The sequence below is a fragment of the Mediterranea massiliensis genome (genome assembly GCF_900128475.1).
Lineage (GTDB): Bacteria > Bacteroidota > Bacteroidia > Bacteroidales > Bacteroidaceae > Bacteroides > Bacteroides massiliensis_E.
Genome location: NZ_LT635833.1, coordinates 104,003 through 120,703, shown reverse-complemented (window position 1 = coordinate 120,703; position 16,701 = coordinate 104,003). Strand labels below are relative to the sequence as shown.

Sequence of the window (16,701 nt, the reverse complement as noted above, 5' to 3'; positions counted from 1 at the left end):
CGCTTTGGATTGCTCCATTACGATTTATGCTTCACTACAATTCGCTGAATTACTTTTGAGTGTTATTACAGTTAGACTATCTTACGTTTATGCTGTATTGTGTTACTCGTTAGCAAGTCAATCAATAAGGGCAGATTGGGTAATAGAATTTATCAAGTTGGCAGGGTGGGCAGCTTTCTGACAATTTCCATTTTTCTTTTGCTTGGTGAGAGGGGGCTAAAAAGGAGGTGCAGTCGGACGGCACGAAGTGCCGGTCGGCTGCGCCGCCCGCACTTCGTTTAATGTTGATTCAATAATTCATCCTTGAACCTGTTCAACTTCACGCTTGCTCCATTCCGATTGCTGCAATCCATATCAAAATATTTATCGATAAGAGGTTTGGATAGCTTGCACATTGTCCCTTTCTTGCCATCCCCGTATCGGGAGTAAGTGATTCCGTGGGCGGTCAACAAGGATGCAATTCTGTCAAGTATGCCTTGTACGGGAATGTATGAACCGTTACCCGTTTCAGCCTCAAATTCATTCTTCATATCCAATAAGAACTCCACACTTTCTAATTTCTGCTTGGCTTCTTCCTGTTCGGCTTGCAGCAGTAGTTTCTCTATTTTCGTTTTTAGGTATCGTTGCTGTTCTATGGTCGCTTTGCCTAATTTGAAGTAAGCCTTAATAAGCCATTCTTCTTCCACGCACTTAGCCCGAAATATGCGCATTGCTTCGGCATTGTCTTTTATTGTTTCTAATGTGGCAATGATAAGCTGGTATTTTTCCTTTGCTTTGGCAGCCTTGATTCTGTGAATGTCATCCTCGCCGACTTCTTCCTGTTCAGCTTGAAAGTCCACATTAAAATATCCCGTAGCTTCGTAAGCCTGTCTAAGTGTTTCGGCAGATTGGTAATATCCTTTCACTTGCTCGTCAAGCAGCAGTTGTTCTATGGAGAACCTATCCAAATTCTTTTTCTTGGAATCAAGAACCTCATTCAGTCGCATACGCTTCAATTCCCTGTCGAAATATTCGGGATTTTCATCTTCCATTCTTTCCCTGTAAATAGCCCGATAGCATTTTATCCTTGTCCGAATATCCTTGTCAATATCCTCTTCGGTTTGAACCTCCAGCCTGTTCGGAATGGAAGCAATGACCGTAAGCGAATTGTACCTTTTCCCGTTGGAGAATGTACGCCTGAATCTGCCTTGACATTGAATGGTTTCGGTGAACGGATTGATTAAAGTATGTTTCACATGGTCATAATTTGACAGAATCAGAACATCACAAGGCTTTGCCAAGTTGATGTCTATTGACGGGAAGAATCGTGAAGTAAACAAATTTACTTTTTTCAAAGGCAATTCCAATTTGTCCGTGCTGTGTTCCAAAAATCGGCTTTTTAGTTCGTCTGCACTCTCTTTCGAGCAAAACACCTTGTAATCCGATTCATTTATTATTCCGTTTCTCAACAAGGCTTCCACGATATTGCAGATTCCCTCCGTTGTCTTGTAGAAAATGCAAACATGAGGAGAACCGTTTTCCAACAATCGACTTACTTCCTGTGTCACGCATCTGTAAAAGCTACGGGTTGTTATCAAAGTCATATCCTCCCGATAGTCATAGTCGGGCTTGACTTCTATCCACTTGAAACGATTCCTTAAAAACAACGCCAAAGTATATTTGCTCGGTTTTAGCGGTGTGGCTGAAACAAGGGCTTTATCCTTGAACTTGAAGAACTCCCTCATCGGGGCGGATATGCTTCTGCGATAACCTGTATCTTCCGTTAAATGCTCGGCTTCATCGAACAGGAAAAAGAAGCTGCTATATATATCTATCCTCAAATTCGCGGACACTTTCAGTACCCTTTCAAACCCTTCGGGAGTAGTGACAATCTTCTTGTGTGCGATAGCGGAATTTCTAAGGTAAGCGGCAAGCCGTTTGTCACTTACGCCCTTGCATACTCCTTGCGCCTTGACAAAAACCTGTGCCTTGTTCTCCACCGAAGACTTGAACGGCTCGACCACGATAGAACTTCTCGGACTTAACTTTTCGTCCAACTCCATGTAGGTAGCTCCTGCGCCTGTCATTACCTTATTAATAATGGCATTGCTTGGCAGCATGGAGTAGCCTTGTCTCTTTAGGGCTTCCGATAAATATTCCCCCTTGTGGATATTCAGCATTTCCACTTTCAGCTCTTTCTCCTTATTCATGGTGCATCGGATTTAAGGGGTAACAAACTTGAAAAAAATCGCAGTTATATGGGCTTTGCCATTTTGTTACCTCTCCCGAAAAGAGAAGTCCAGCCACATATAAAATTGTAAATTCTGTAAACCGTTTATCCCTTACCGACTTGGCAAGCTCCGATTGGTGGTTCAGCCCAATTGCTCGGTCTTTCAAATTCTTTTTCATCTTTCAAGAATTTAAAATTTAACAATTGGACTAAGGCTGCATAAATAAAAAACTCCTGCAACCAAGTTCCTTTACAATTAGACACACTCCACCTTACAAGGTCTGAACAAGATATGTCTAACGGTAAGTTTCGAGAATCATCATCCCGTAAAACTTGGTTACAGAAGTCGCTACTTATGCAGTAGAATTTAATTGCTGACTGACTTCTTATGGTGAACGGTTTCTTTTGGGGTTATCCGCTTGATAACTGTACTTCACGCAAAACCATTCTTCTTAAAAACAGGAGGACTTATTTAAGTCCTTAGCCCGAATCTTCTACCACGTTGTAGAATTAATGCAAAGGTAGAAAATTTGCTTTAAATTGCAATGGTTTTACAGCAAATTTTTCATCGCTTCATCTACTTGTTCGTTATCAAATTTGCTTAGATAAATCTGCGTGGTTTTTATATCTTGGTGTCCCAATGCCTGTGATATAATGCCGATATTCACTCCTGACTTCTTTAGAATTGTAGCGAATGAATGCCTTGCAACATAGGTGGTGACTTCTGCTGTAATGCCTAATTCCTTTGCAAATGCCCTTAATTCTGTATTGATTTGGTGGCAAATTTTATGCACCCTATTATTCTGTTGCATAGGTGTAACGTGACGCTTGTTATGAAATATGGGGAACAAATAGCCTGTCTGCTGTTGATAGTAACTATATTTTTGAATAATTTGTTTGGCTCTATCTGTCAGCATCAAGTTTATGCTTCCATGCGTCTTTTGCCTTTTATAAAGCAATCTATCTTCCACTATATTTGTCCCTGTCAAGTGGGCTATATCTACAAATGAAATTCCACCACACAAATAAGAGAACGTAAATATATCTTGTGTAAACTGTCGTCTCTCGCTTGCATGGCTGCAATCTGCATCTATAATTTTAAGAATATCATCTTTAGATAACGCTCTCTTGGCTGTCTTGGTATTGAAGCGACTTAGTTTGTATTCAATGAATGGAGTTTTATCCCTGCTGACAATTTTGGCTTCAATAGCTTTGTTAAATGCAGCCCTTAGACTTCTGAACTGATAACTTATGGTAACATCGTTGTTGCCTTTCCTGCGCATCCATTTCTCAAATTTCTTACAAAACTCTACATCAATATAGCTAAAGGTGTAATTTAACTTTTTACCCTTGTTGAAGTTCTTTAGTGTTCTGTACGAATTGAGGTAAGCATAGCTTGTCCCTATCCTACCGTCCTCTTTCAACTCTTTTATTAAAGACAGGTAGAACTCTTCCACCGTTTGGGCTTTGATTTCTTCTTTCTGCCCGTCAATTAAAGATAGTGTAGTAAATTCTTCATTTTTGATTTCCTTATCAAGCACTTTAGATTGGTAATCCATTTCTGTTTTCAGAATAATCTGCTTGATTTGATTTCTATTAGGACAATTCGATTTAGGTTGATTCTTGTCAAAGTCCCAATGTTGAGGATTCACAGATATGCCCAAACTCCTCATGGTACGTTTTCCGTCTTTGGCTATTCTTACCATTAATGGTGATTCTCCATTAGCAAGCACTTTATGCTTGTAACAGATTACAGAAATTGATACTTTCATTAAAATTACGGTTGACTTCTTGGTTGACTTTTACAAGTCAACCGTCACGTCAACCACCACAGTTACGAGAACCGTCTAAAAAGCAAAAAGCATCGACAATCATCAGATTATCAATGCTTTTTCACCAGTCGGGGTGACTGGATTCGAACCAGCGACCACACGCCCCCCAGACGCGTACTCTAACCGGGCTGAGCTACACCCCGAATTGCGGATGCAAAGGTACGGCTTTATTTTGAATCTGCAAATATATGGGCGTTTTTTTCGGAGAAAGTGCAAATATTTGCTGGCAGGCTTCTCCTGAAGGGAGGCAGAGCCCTTACAGGCCCATGCATTCCCGATAGAAGTCGAGCGTTTCGAAGATGGTATCCTTGTCGGCCGTCTGGTTGAGGCAGATGTCGCCCACGTCTTTCAGCAGGGTGAAGTTGATGACACCGGCCGTGTTCTTCTTGTCGTGCAGCATCAGTTCGTAGAGCCGGTCGTAGTGCTGGCAAGTGAAGGTGAAGGCACCGTAGTTCTGGCGGACAAACTGGACGACCTGGCGCAGACGTTCCTTGGGGAAACCGGTCTTGAGATGCGACAGGTAGAGCTCGCACACCAGGCCCCACGCCACGGCATAACCATGGAGCACGGGACGGCTCTCGGCCAGGGCCAGGCTTTCGAAGGCATGGCCGATGGTGTGTCCCAGGTTGAGCGCCTTGCGGATGCCATGTTCCTTGGGGTCTTGCTCCACAATGTCTTCCTTGACCTGTACGGATTGGCCCACCAGCTTCTTCAGTTGGGTATAATCGGGCTGGTCGGTATCGAAGGCCAGCAGATCGTCCAGATGCTGGGGCGTGCTGATGAGGCCATGCTTCAGCATTTCGGCATAGCCGGAGAAGAAGTTGTGGGCGTCGAGGCTGCTCAGGAACTCCGTTTCGAGCAGGACGCTGGAGGCTGGGGCAAAGGCGCCGATTTCGTTCTTCAGCCCGTTGAAGTTGATGCCCGTCTTTCCGCCTACCGAAGCGTCGACCATGGCCAGCAGGGTAGTGGGGATATTGATATAGTTGATGCCGCGCTTGAAGGTGGCGGCAGCAAAACCGCCGAGGTCGGTCACCATGCCCCCACCCAGGTTGATGAGGAGCGAGTGGCGGGTGGCTCCCCGGCTGCTCAGGGCCTGCCATACGGAGGCCAGTGTTTCCAGATTCTTGTTTACGTCTTCGGCTCCGATGACGATTTCTTCCGCTCCTTCGAGTGCCGGCAGGTTTTGGATGCGGGGCAGGCACAGGCGGTGGGTATGCTCGTCGGTCAGGATGAACAGCTTGTCGTGGGGACAGCGGTCGACGGCTTGTGCCAGGCTGCTTTCCAGCTCCCGGCACAGGATAACTTCTTGTTTGCTCATGTTGTATCTGCTTTTTTCTGTGGACAAAGATAGGACTTATCTTCGAAAGGCGTATCTTTGCGCGTGTATTGTTGAACAAAAAAACGAATAAAGTTATGAAAGCACTGCTGCCTGTGTATTGTCGTCCGTTGGGCTATTTCATCATTGCCCTGGCTCTGTTTCTTCCCTTCCTGATGTTGATGATGGGGCGGGTGACCGATGCCAACCTGTTGTTTTACAAGGAGTGTTCCAAGCTGCTCATGATGCTGGGGGCGCTGATGATTATCTTCGCGCTGAGCCGGCACGAGTCAGCCGAGACGGAAAAGGTGCGCAACCGTGCTGTGCGCAATGCCATGTTCCTGACCGTGCTGTATATCTTTGGCACCATGCTCTACCGGGTGGCCAAAGGAGACATTGCGACCGTAGAGAGTTCGTCTTTTCTGATATTCCTGATCATGAACGTGCTTTGTCTGGAATTTGGTCTTAAAAAATCTTCCGTTGATCGATTGTTTAAGCGGAATAGTCGATAAAATGCTAAAATGTGCCTGTGCCCGATTAAACCTTTCTCTGTGTCTGCCGTCAAACGGAAAGCATGTTATATTGACGTTTTACATAGAAAGAATAGACACAGATGAGAAAGATTTTAGTACTGACAATGTTGCTTTGGGCGGCAATCCTGTCGGTGTTTGCACAGACTAAGAACATTACGGTTTCGGGCCGTCTGGTGGAAGACGATACCAAGGCACCTGCCGCACAGGCCACCATCCAGTTGTTGTCGTTGCCCGACAGCGCATACGTGACCGGTGCCGCAAGTTCGGAAAACGGAGCTTTTACGCTTCCCAAGGTGAGAGGCGGGAAGTACGTGATGAAGGTATCTTATATAGGATACAAAACCAAGTACGTGCCCTTGCAGCTGACCGCTTCGGCTCCCAACAAACGTCTGGGGATTCTGACGTTGGAGTCTGATGCCATCATGCTGGCCGAGGCTGTCATCGTGGCCGAGGCCCCCCAGGTACAGGTGGTGGAAGATACGGTGGCCTTCAATTCGTCGGCCTACCGTACGCCGGAAGGTGCCATGCTCGAGGAGTTGGTGAAGAAGTTGCCGGGAGCCGAGGTCGATGACGACGGTAACGTGAAAATCAACGGTAAGGATATCTCCAAAATCATGGTGGACGGCAAGGAGTTCTTCGGCGGAGACGTGAAGACCGGCTTGAAGAACCTGCCGGTGGATATGATTGAGAAGCTGAAGACATACGACAAGAAGTCGGACTTGGCCCGTATCACCGGTATCGATGACGGCGAGGAAGAAACGGTACTCGACCTGACCGTCAAAAAGGGTATGAATAAGGGCGTCTTTGGCAATATCGACCTGGCCGGAGGAACGAAAGACCGCTACATGGGGCGCGCGATGGTGAACTACTTCTATGACAAGACGCAGGTATCGCTCATCGCCGGTGCCAACAACGTGAACGACCAGGGTTTCTCGGGCGGTGGCGGCGGTCCTCGCTGGAGACGCAACAACGGTCTGACGGCTACCAAGGAACTGGGACTGAACTTTGCTACCGAAACAGAGAAAATAGAGTTGGGCGGCAGTGTGCGCTATAACTATCGGGGCAATGATTCCTATAGCGACGGATATACGGAAAACTTCCTGACCGGAGGCGCTTCGTCGTCGTTCAACAACTCGCGGACCAAGACACTCAGTGGAAGCAAGGATTTCCGTGCCGACTTCCGCATGGAGTGGAAGCCCGACACGTTGACCAATATTATCTTCCGTCCGAATTTCAGTTGGGGAAAGACTTATAGCACGTCGGATGCCAAGTCGGGAACTTTCAACAGTGACCCTTATGCAGTAGTGTCCAATCCCAATGACTATCTGGACATCACTTCGCTGGCCAAGATGGACCTGTCGGGCGAAGAGTTCAGTGACAACGGGGTGGACGACCCGTTGAAGGACATCCGTGTCAATACGTCGAACAATCTGTCGAGCAGCGACGGCAACTCCCTGTCGGCCGACGCTACCTTGCAGGTCAACCGCAAGTTGAATTCCATGGGTCGTAATATCACCTTCCGCGGTACGGTGGGGTACGACGATTCGGAAAGTACACAATATACGGCTTCCAATACCCGATACTTCCAGCAGAACGAAGACGGAACGGTGACTCCCGAGGACATCATCCGCCGTTACATGACAACTCCGACCAACGGATATAATTACAGCCTGGAACTGACCTACAGCGAACCACTCTGGAAAGCTACTTTCCTGCAGTTCCGCTACCGTTTCAATTACAGTTACAGTAAGAGTGACAAGAAGGCCTATGACTTGGGTGAGAACTGGAACTTCGGCGAGATGCTGCCCGAAGACTACGAAGACGGTTATGACCAGAGCCTGAGCAAGTTTGCAGAATACAGAACTTATACGCATCGTTTTAGTCCCAGTCTGCGTTTCATCCGTCAGAAGTATCAGTTGAGTATTGGCGCAGATCTGGAACCGCAGAAGACATCCTTGGGTTACAAAAAAGGCGAAATGGATACGCTGGCCGTGCGTAACGTCTTCAATGTGGCACCGAACGTGGACTTCCGATATCGTTTCTCCAAGGTGAGCCAGTTGCGCGTCACGTACCGTGGACGTAGTTCTCAGCCCGGTATGGAAAACTTGCTGGATGTGACCGATGACTCCAATCCGCTGAACGTTACCATGGGTAACCCCTACCTGAAGCCTTCGTTCAACCACAGTCTGCGCGTGTTCTACAATACCTATAATGTAGACCGTCAGCAGGGCATCTTCTCGCACGTCAACCTGCAGATGACGCAAAACAGCATCAGTAACTCGCGTACGTACAATCCGTCAACCGGTGGATGGGTAACGAAGCCGGAGAATATCAACGGTAACTGGAGTGCGTTCGGTATGTTCGGCATCAATTCGGCGTTGAAGAACAAGAAGTTCAACATCGGTTCGTTCAGCAATCTGTCCTATAATAATAATGTGGGATTCCTGACCACAGGTACCGGTGTGGATGCTGTCCAGCAGAAGAATACGACCACCAACCTGACTCTGAACGAACGCCTGAACGGAACTTATCGGAACGACTGGTTTGAATTCGGACTGAACGGTACGTTCTCCTATTCGATTGAAAAGGACAAGCTGACACCATCGAACAACCAGCAGCCCTATACCTTCTCCTACGGAGCCAGTACGACCGTGAATATGCCCTGGGGCATGAGCTTGTCCACCAACCTGGGCAATCAGAGCCGCCGCGGCTATTCGGATACCAGCATGAACCGTAACGAGCTGATCTGGAACGCCCAGTTGTCGCAGACGTTCCTGAAGGGGAATGCCACTCTCAGCTTCGAGATGTACGACATCCTGCAGCAGCAGAGCAACATCACCCGTTCGTTGACCGCCAGTGGTCGTTCCGTATACCAGTACAACGGTGTGAACAGCTATTGCATGCTTCACTTCATCTATCGTCTGAACATCTTCGGAGGCAAGGCTGGAGGTGACAGGCGAATGGGACCGGGATTCGGTCCCGGCAGACACCAGCCGATGGGCGGACCGGGCAGACGTTTCTAATGCCTTTCCTGTTGTTTATTTCCAATGTTTTTCATACATTTGTTTTCCATATAAGAACAATATGGAAAACAAATGTTTGATTGGAACTCTATATTAAGCCTGGTTGCTACAACAGCTTTCAATCTGGTTTATTTCGGTCTGGTTTTGGGCACTATCCTGGTGATTGTGCTGGAGAACCGTAATCCGGTCAAGACGTTGGCTTGGATATTGGTCTTATTGTTCCTCCCTGTTGTCGGACTGGTGTTCTATTTCTTTTTCGGACGCAGCCAGCGACATGAACGGCTCATCAGCAAGAAGGGCTATAACAGCTTGCAGAAGAAACCGATGCTGGAGTATATGTCCCAGACGTCCAGTACGCTTCCCTTGGCCTATGGACGTCTCATCTCCCTCTTTCGCAATACCAATCAGTCGTTGCCTTTCGATGGAAACCGGGTAGAAGTCTACACTTCTGGCCGCACCATGTTGCAATCCCTCTTGAGGGAGTTGCAGCGGGCCACCCGGCACATTCATCTGGAGTTTTATATTTTTGAAGACGATGCCGTCGGGCGTATGGTGCGGGATGTACTGGTAGACAAGGCGCGTGAGGGGGTAGAGGTACGGGTACTCTATGATGACGTCGGATGCTGGCACGTGCCCAATCGTTTCTTTGAAGAGATGCGTGAGGCCGGCATTGAGGTAAGAGGCTTCCTGAAAGTGCGTTTCCCGCTGTTTACCAGTAAGGTGAATTACCGTAACCATCGGAAGGTGGTGGTAATAGATGGTCGGGTAGGCTTTATCGGAGGTATGAATTTGGCCGAACGTTATGTGAACGGCTTCTCGTGGGGCATCTGGCGGGATACCCATCTGCTTCTTGAGGGAAAGGCTGTGCATGGCCTGCAGACGACTTTTCTGTTGGACTGGTACTTCGTGGATCGTACACTGATTACGTCGGCACGCTATTTCCCGAAGCTGGGATCTTACGGTTCTTCATTGATACAGGTTGTGACGAGCGAACCGGTAGGCCCGTGGAAGGAGATTATGCAAGGACTTGTGATGGCCATTTTGGGTGCCAAGAAGTATTTTTATATCCAGACTCCCTATTTCCTGCCTACCGACTCGATGCTTGTCGCTTTGCAGACTGCTGCTTTGGCCGGAGTGGATGTCCGCCTCATGTTACCCTTGAAGGCTGATTCGCGGATTACCCATCTGGCTTCCTGCTCCTATCTGGCTACGGTGCTGGCAGCCGGAGTGAAGGTTTATCTGTATCGGAAGGGTTTTCTCCATTCCAAACTGATGGTCTCGGACGACGAGTTGTCGACAGTTGGCTCTACGAACATGGATTTCCGCAGCTTTGAACACAATTTTGAGGTGAATGCCTTTATCTACAGTGAGGAAACCGCTTTGCAGATGAGGGAAATCTTTCTGCAGGATCAGCGCAACTGCCTTCAACTGCATCTGAAGACGTGGTCCAAGCGGCCATGGCATCGGAAGGCGCTGGAGAGCCTTGTCCGTTTGCTGGCTCCTTTGTTGTAGTGTGTACTCCGTAGGGCTTTAACGGAAGAAGGAAAAGTTGACGCTGCCGTATACTCTGCGTTCGATGAAGTGGGGATGCGTTTCGAAATTGTTTTTCTTTCCGTGCTCCAGAACGAACAGACCGTCTTCCTTCAACAAGTTATGTTCGAAAATCAAGTCGGGAATGGTTTCCAGCCCCTTGAGTTCATAGGGCGGGTCGGCAAAAATGAAGTCAAATTGTCCGCGTCCTCCTGCGATGTACCTGAATACGTCTCCACGGATAGGAATGCACTTGTCTGTCTTGACTTCGTTCATGATCTTGCAGATGAAGGCATAATGGTCGCGGTCCTTTTCGATGCTGACCACCTGGTCGCACCCCCGTGACACCAGTTCGATGCTGATGCTGCCGGTGCCGGCAAAGAGGTCGAGGGCCTGGACATGGTCCTCAAAATCGATGTAGTTGGAAAGTACGTTGAAGAGATTCTCCTTGGCAAAGTCGGTCGTCGGACGGGCTTTGAAGGTATGGGGTACGTCGAACCGACGTCTTTTATAGATACCGCTGATTACTCGCATAGGGTGATGGCTTGAAGGTCAAGATGGTGGGCCGGCGTTGTGATGAATACTTGCCGGATATATTTTCGCAGTTCGGGCAGCAACCGGTTCTTGTCATCCAGTTGTCCCGTCAGGTGCAGTTCGTCCCTTTCCTGATCGAATCCCAACTGTTTCCAGATGTACAGCATGTAATAGATGCTGTCTGAAACAGCCTGGCAGGGAAAGGAATTGGCCAATAGCAGACGCCCCCGCTCGAAGGCGTAGACGTCAGCTGCTCTTTTCCGTAGGTTTACGTACATTTTCCGGTTGTTTCCCAGCCGGCTTTTGGCAGAGAAGTATTCGATGAACGGACTGGCCTGCGCATAGAAATGGGCTTCGGGATATTGCTCGTGCAGATAGTTGAAGGCGCTTTTGTCCATGCCGAACAGCACCACGATGTTGTCTTTGTGCAGGATGTTGTAGAGGACAGTTTCATTCTCTTGTTGGGAGAAATTATGGTAGAAAATGGTATCGGCCTGTTCGTCCTCGAAGTATTCCAACGGAATGAAGGTGAAACGTTTGCCGGCCATCAGTAGATTGACACGACGGTAGGGCAGACTCAGCCATTCCACTTTCCTGAATGCCTGTTTCAGGTTGGCCGTCAGCGAAAGAGATTCGTCAACCTCATAGTCCGTCAGCATGGAGCTGCTGTCCTCCAAAGGGTTGAGTACAGAAAAAGAAAATCCATCCGTACTAAGACGGATGGATAATGTATATTGCTTTGATTTAGTAAAATCAATCGTTTCTGTCATATACGCTTAGGAAGGATTATTCCCAGTTACCTGCGTTGTTGTTAGCTGTTTCCAAGCTACCAATCATCAAGCCGGCATATTTGCCCAGCTTGGTCTGGAGGTCAATCTTGTTGGCGATTTCCTGTTTGTCCAGACCGTTCAGGTAAACAGTATACGGAGTCTTCACTTCGAGCAGGCAGAAAGGAGCACCCGATTTGGCTGTATCGTTCTTGATGGCCATTTCAAACTGTGCGCCGTTGCCGAACGGTACGTATCTCATCGAATCGGCATTGAAGCCTTTCGGGAAGATTGTATCGATGACAGCTACCCACATGGTGTCACGAGTAAAGTTTTCCAGCCCCAGCTTCTTTACTTCAGCATAGTTGCCGGTCTTCTTGGCCTTGTTGATGATGCTGATGGCTTTCTTTTCAGTCAGACCATCTTCCAGCTGCTTGTCAGTCAGCTCACCTTTCTTGTAGATGAAAGGAAGTTTGGCTGTCTTCACGAAGCTGATCAAGGTGTCGAAGCTCGGAGTGTACTGCTGGTTGTGCAGGTTGCGATACTCGGTCTGAGCCTTGCGGATGTCTATCAGACGCGCAATGACAGCTTTCTCTCTGTTCTTTTCAGCTTTCTCGAAATTAATCGGGCCCATGATACTGGCATAGCAGATGTAAACCAGTACTAAAGCGCACAGGGCCAAAACGATATTAAATACTGTTTTCATGATAAATATGTTTTTAGTTTATTATATTCGTAAGTAATGTTATATTCGCACCGCAAAAATAAAAGAAATAAATTTAAAAACATCAGTTCCTCTTACTTTTTTCTTAGGCGAAAATGATAAATAACTATTTAGAAAGGCAAATTAAGGAAAATTTTCCTTATCAGCCAACTCCTGAGCAGGAAAATGCGATAAAATTGTTGTCTCAGTTTCTCTGTTCGCCGAAGGCGGATGTTGCATTCCTGCTGCGGGGCTATGCAGGCACGGGAAAAACCTCACTGGTGGGAGCTTTGGTACGGACGCTCGACTTCCTGAAACAGAAGGTCGTGTTGCTGGCTCCGACTGGGAGGGCGGCAAAGGTCTTTTCGGCGTATGCGGGGCATCCGGCCTTTACCATTCATAAGAAGATATACCGGGAACGGGCCTATTCGGGAGAAGGGGGAAACTTTACGTTGAACGACAATCTGACGACCCATACCTTATATATTGTGGACGAAGCCTCGATGATATCCAACGAAGGGCTGTCGGGTGCCATGTTCGGTACGGGGCGGTTGCTGGACGACCTGGTGCAGTTTGTCTATTCAGGTCAGGGATGCCGCCTGTTGCTGATGGGAGATACGGCCCAGCTGCCTCCCGTCGGCGAGGAACTGAGTCCGGCGCTGTACGCCGATGCCTTGAGGGGCTACGGGCTGGAGGTCGTGGAGACAGACCTGACCCAGGTGGTCCGGCAGGAACAGCAATCGGGTATCTTGTGGAATGCGACGGCCTTGCGCCGACTCATTGCGGAGGAGGAGTGGGGCGTATTGCCTAAAATCAGGATATCGGGTTTCCCCGACGTCAAACTGTTGCCGGGCAATGAACTGATCGATGCCCTGTCAGCCTGTTACGATCGTGACGGTACGGACGAAACCATTGTCGTGTGTCGTTCCAACAAGCGGGCCAACATCTATAACAACGGTATCCGTGCCCAGATATTGTGGCGGGAAGAGGAACTGGAAAGCGGGGATCTGCTGATGGTGGCCAAGAACAATTACTATTGGACGGAAAAGGAAAAGAACCTGGACTTCATCGCCAATGGCGAGACGGCTGTAGTGCGCCGGGTGCGTCGTACCGCCGAGATGTATGGCTTCCGTTTTGCCGATGTCCTGTTGTCTTTCCCCAACTGGCAGGACGCCGAACTGGAAGTGCGTTTGTTGCTCGATACACTTCATAGTGATGCGCCCGCCTTGTCGCGCGAGGAGAGCGAACGGTTGTTCCAGACCGTGCTGGAAGACTATGTCGACATTCCCTTGAAGCGCGACCGCATGAAGAAGATGAAGGCCGATCCCTATTACAATGCCCTGCAGGTGAAGTATGCGTATGCCGTCACCTGCCACAAGGCGCAGGGCGGGCAGTGGAAGAACGTTTTCCTGGACCAAGGGTACATGTCGGAGGAATATCTGACGCCCGATTATTTCCGGTGGTTGTATACCGCCTTTACGCGCGCCACCGATACCCTCTACTTGGTGAACTATCCGGCGGAACAGACTGAATAGGCGTTGGATTTATTCTTTCGGGAAAGCTTTCCTGTACAGGTGGTGTTTCAGGCCGGTTTGCACCAGGCCGCGGGCCGACAGATAGACCAGAAAGGCCAGCCACAAGGCATGGTTGTTCCAGAGTGGATAGAGGCCATAATAAAGTATGAAGAACAGGGCAGCCGCCACTCCCATGGCCTGCAGCATGCCGCGTGTGTAGGTGGCACCGATGTAGACGCCGTCCCAGATAAAGGCAGCCAGGCCGGCTGTGGGGATGAGGAGTGCCCAGCCGAAAAAGTGGGCGGCGGCTTCGGTCACCGACGGGTCGTCGGTCAGCAGGTTCAGAAAACCCTGCCCGCCGAGGGCATAGGTGGCTGTGAACAGCAGGGCCATGACCGCTCCCCAGCCGAACAGACGCCGGACGGTCGTGGAGAACGAGGCTCGGTCGCCGGCACCGATGTACTTACCGCTCAAGGCCTCGCCGGCGTAGGCAAATCCGTCCATGATGTAGGAATAGAGAGTGAACAGCTGCATCAGCAGGGTGTTGACGGCCAGGATGATTTCCCCTTGGCCGGCTCCGGCCGATGTGAAGAAGAGGGTGACGGCCACCAGGCAGAGGGTACGCAGGAAGATGTCGCGGTTCACTTCGAAGAAACGTTTCATAACCGACCGTCGGAACAGCCCTTCCCTGCGGAAGGAGGCCCACAGGTAGCCATAGTGGCGCATCCACAGCACGATACCCATCAGCAGACCGGCATATTGGGCGATGAGGGTGCCCAGTGCCACGCCCTCTACCTTCATGCCGCACAAATAGACCAGGCAGAGGCTGGCCGCAATATTCACCACGTTCTGCGTAATGGCTATCAGCATCGGGATGCGTGAGTTCTGCATGCCGATGTACCAGCCTGTCAGTCCGTAGAGGCCCAGCATGGCCGGAGCTCCCCAGATGCAGATGTGGAAGTAGGTTGTAGCCAGGCGGCCGACGGCTTCGGTAGGTCGGATGATCAGGAAGGCCGCCTCGCGGATGGGAACCTGCAGAGCGATGAGTACCAGGGCAATACCCGTTCCGATGGTCGCGGCTCGTACCAGCATCTGAACAATCTCGGTTAAACTCTGTTTTCCGTACAGCTGGGCGGTCATTCCGCTGGTACCCATGCGCAGGAACCCGAAAATCCAGTAGATGATATTGAACAGCATGCCTCCCACGGCAATGGCGCCGATGTAGGCGGCGTCGCCCAGATGGCCTACGATGGCCACGTCGACCAGTCCCAGCAGCGGCACCGTGATGTTCGACACGATGGCCGGCAGGGCGATGCCCAGTATTTCTCTGTCGGTCTTTTTCATATTTTTTGCTTGGTGGGCGCAAAGGTAAGCAGAATCGACGGAAATCGACGGCAATATTTAGCATTATTTCTCAAGGATTTGCTTGACGGTCTGATGGAAACTCGCTAATTTTGTGGAGCCTTGTCGCGAGGACGGGCCAAGACTATAACTGAACTGACTATTTGGATGCCTTTATGAAGACCTTGACTTTATTTTTACTGTATTGCTGCCTGCTTCCGCTGGCGGCAGGAGCCCAGACGGCCGAAGCGTTGTTGCAGAAGGTGCCGGAGGCCATCGCTTCCGGACAGATGGGATATGCTGAAAGCCTGTTCCGTCAGGCTTGTCATGCGAATACCTCTCAGGCGGAGATGTTTTACTGGACCAGCGTGGACAAGTCCTCGGAACTGGCGGTCCGTTTTGCCGCTTCGCTGGCCGAATGCTTCAAGGATGCCGCCAACTATGACAAAGCCTATCTGTTTTATAAGGAACAGCTTGCACACAAGCCGGACGACGTGACGTTGCTCGTGGCCTGTGGAGATGTGGAGGTACGTCGGGGCAAGCTGGCCGATGCTTTGGAAACTTATGAAAAGGTCATCGGACTGGATCCTGACAATCTGCAGGCCTGCATCTTCTTGGGGAACTATTATTATCTGAAGGCCGAGAATGCCCGCAAGAAACTGGATGCCGACTATCGCCGCATTCCGTCGCCCACACGCATGCAGTATGCCCGCTACCGGAACGGTTTGTCCGAGGTATTCGATTCTGGGTATGCCAAGGCGCGCACCTATCTGAAACATGTCATGAAGCTTTTCCCGTCGACCGGTGCCGACTCTACGCTCGAGCGGATCGATTCGCTCGAGCAGGAAATCAAGCCTTAAAAGTTTCCGGATTTATACCTTCTGTCAGAGGCTGAGCACCACGCGGTCGCCCAGGCGCTTGGCCATGAGGCTCTGTACCTCGCGCAGCTCGCTGTAACGCTTCATCAGGGCGTTGCACTGTGCTTCGTCGTGGGCTACGGCAGGGTCCTGCAGGGCACGCATCATGTGCTTCAGCTCTTCGCCGACGATGGCATACTTGAAGTTGGTGGTCAGCAGGGGCACCAGCTCGTAGAGCCGTTCTTCGTCGGTCACGATCTTTTGGCTCTTGTAGTGATATTTGCTCAGCTGGTAGCGGTCGCTGATGAGCTCCGTGCTCAGGCGGCTGATGACGGGATCGGGGTGGGCCACGAAGTAGTGCTCGGCCCGGAAGCCTTCGTCGTGCAGGTGCTCGGCGGCTTCGGCCAGCATGCGGCGGTGCAGCGGGTTGTGGAAGGCCAGGTCGTCCTGCTGGAGGTCGGCCACCACGAACTCAATGACCGTGACGGGGATTTCCTTGCCCTCCTCGTCGGGCACGTTGCACATGACGCGCTCGCCGTAGCG

Annotated in this window: 12 protein-coding genes, 1 tRNA gene and 1 pseudogene; 5 read left to right on the top strand and 9 right to left on the bottom strand. The window is 49.8% G+C overall.

Going from position 1 to position 16,701, the window contains the following annotated elements:
• Window positions 1–278: 278 nt before the first annotated feature.
• From BQ7483_RS01155 to aroB, 4 genes are all read right to left on the bottom strand, one after another.
• A complete protein-coding gene (locus tag BQ7483_RS01155) occupies window positions 279–2,189 on the bottom strand; it encodes a hypothetical protein (RefSeq protein WP_072544536.1) in 1,911 nt (636 codons plus the stop codon).
• A gap of 571 nt (window positions 2,190–2,760) precedes the next feature.
• Window positions 2,761–3,981 (bottom strand): site-specific integrase, encoded by a 1,221-nt coding sequence (locus tag BQ7483_RS01150; protein ID WP_072544535.1) that lies wholly within the window; start codon window positions 3,979–3,981, stop codon window positions 2,761–2,763.
• A gap of 128 nt (window positions 3,982–4,109) precedes the next feature.
• Window positions 4,110–4,184 (bottom strand) — tRNA-Pro (locus BQ7483_RS01145).
• Window positions 4,185–4,297: 113 nt separating this feature from the next.
• Window positions 4,298–5,359, bottom strand: a complete 1,062-nt coding sequence (gene aroB / locus BQ7483_RS01140) for a 3-dehydroquinate synthase (protein WP_072544534.1) — start codon at window positions 5,357–5,359, stop codon at window positions 4,298–4,300.
• A gap of 95 nt (window positions 5,360–5,454) precedes the next feature.
• On the opposite strand from aroB, the gene BQ7483_RS01135 reads away from it, so the two are divergent.
• The 3 genes from BQ7483_RS01135 to cls all read left to right on the top strand — a co-directional run bounded on the left by BQ7483_RS01135 (window position 5,455) and on the right by cls (window position 10,424).
• Window positions 5,455–5,868 carry a hypothetical protein gene (locus tag BQ7483_RS01135; RefSeq protein ID WP_022020758.1) on the top strand — a complete coding sequence of 138 codons (414 nt, stop codon included), beginning with the start codon at window positions 5,455–5,457 and terminating at the stop codon, window positions 5,866–5,868.
• A 101-nt stretch (window positions 5,869–5,969) separates the two neighbouring features.
• The gene (locus BQ7483_RS01130; RefSeq protein WP_072544533.1) at window positions 5,970–8,912 is read left to right on the top strand and encodes a TonB-dependent receptor; all 2,943 of its coding nucleotides are present in this window, start codon (window positions 5,970–5,972) and stop codon (window positions 8,910–8,912) included.
• Window positions 8,913–8,984: 72 nt separating this feature from the next.
• Window positions 8,985–10,424, top strand: coding sequence for a cardiolipin synthase (gene cls / locus BQ7483_RS01125; protein WP_072544532.1), 1,440 nt, complete (start codon window positions 8,985–8,987; stop codon window positions 10,422–10,424).
• A gap of 18 nt (window positions 10,425–10,442) precedes the next feature.
• Here cls and rsmD read toward each other — a convergent pair whose 3' ends face one another.
• The 3 genes from rsmD to BQ7483_RS01110 are packed head-to-tail and all read right to left on the bottom strand — an operon-like array spanning window position 10,443 to window position 12,449.
• Complete coding sequence (rsmD, locus tag BQ7483_RS01120) at window positions 10,443–10,976, bottom strand: 16S rRNA (guanine(966)-N(2))-methyltransferase RsmD (RefSeq protein ID WP_022020755.1); 534 nt, start codon at window positions 10,974–10,976, stop codon at window positions 10,443–10,445.
• Window positions 10,967–11,746, bottom strand: a complete 780-nt coding sequence (locus BQ7483_RS01115) for a DUF3822 family protein (protein WP_072544531.1) — start codon at window positions 11,744–11,746, stop codon at window positions 10,967–10,969. Before BQ7483_RS01115 ends, rsmD begins: the two co-directional genes overlap by 10 nt.
• 16 nt (window positions 11,747–11,762) lie before the next feature.
• Window positions 11,763–12,449 (bottom strand): hypothetical protein, encoded by a 687-nt coding sequence (locus BQ7483_RS01110; protein WP_022020753.1) that lies wholly within the window; start codon window positions 12,447–12,449, stop codon window positions 11,763–11,765.
• Window positions 12,450–12,562: 113 nt separating this feature from the next.
• Between BQ7483_RS01110 and BQ7483_RS01105 the strand changes: the two genes are divergently transcribed.
• Window positions 12,563–13,981 (top strand): ATP-dependent DNA helicase, encoded by a 1,419-nt coding sequence (locus BQ7483_RS01105; RefSeq protein WP_022020752.1) that lies wholly within the window; start codon window positions 12,563–12,565, stop codon window positions 13,979–13,981.
• A 9-nt stretch (window positions 13,982–13,990) separates the two neighbouring features.
• On the opposite strand, the gene BQ7483_RS01100 is transcribed toward BQ7483_RS01105, so the two are convergent.
• The gene (locus BQ7483_RS01100) at window positions 13,991–15,304 is read right to left on the bottom strand and encodes an MATE family efflux transporter (RefSeq protein WP_022020751.1); all 1,314 of its coding nucleotides are present in this window, start codon (window positions 15,302–15,304) and stop codon (window positions 13,991–13,993) included.
• Window positions 15,305–15,477: 173 nt separating this feature from the next.
• Between BQ7483_RS01100 and BQ7483_RS01095 the strand changes: the two genes are divergently transcribed.
• The gene (locus tag BQ7483_RS01095; protein ID WP_072544560.1) at window positions 15,478–16,161 is read left to right on the top strand and encodes a tetratricopeptide repeat protein; all 684 of its coding nucleotides are present in this window, start codon (window positions 15,478–15,480) and stop codon (window positions 16,159–16,161) included.
• Between the two features lie 24 nt (window positions 16,162–16,185).
• Here the strand turns inward: BQ7483_RS01095 and BQ7483_RS01090 are convergent.
• Window positions 16,186–16,701 (bottom strand): annotated as a pseudogene (locus BQ7483_RS01090) (DNA primase); the annotation flags it as partial.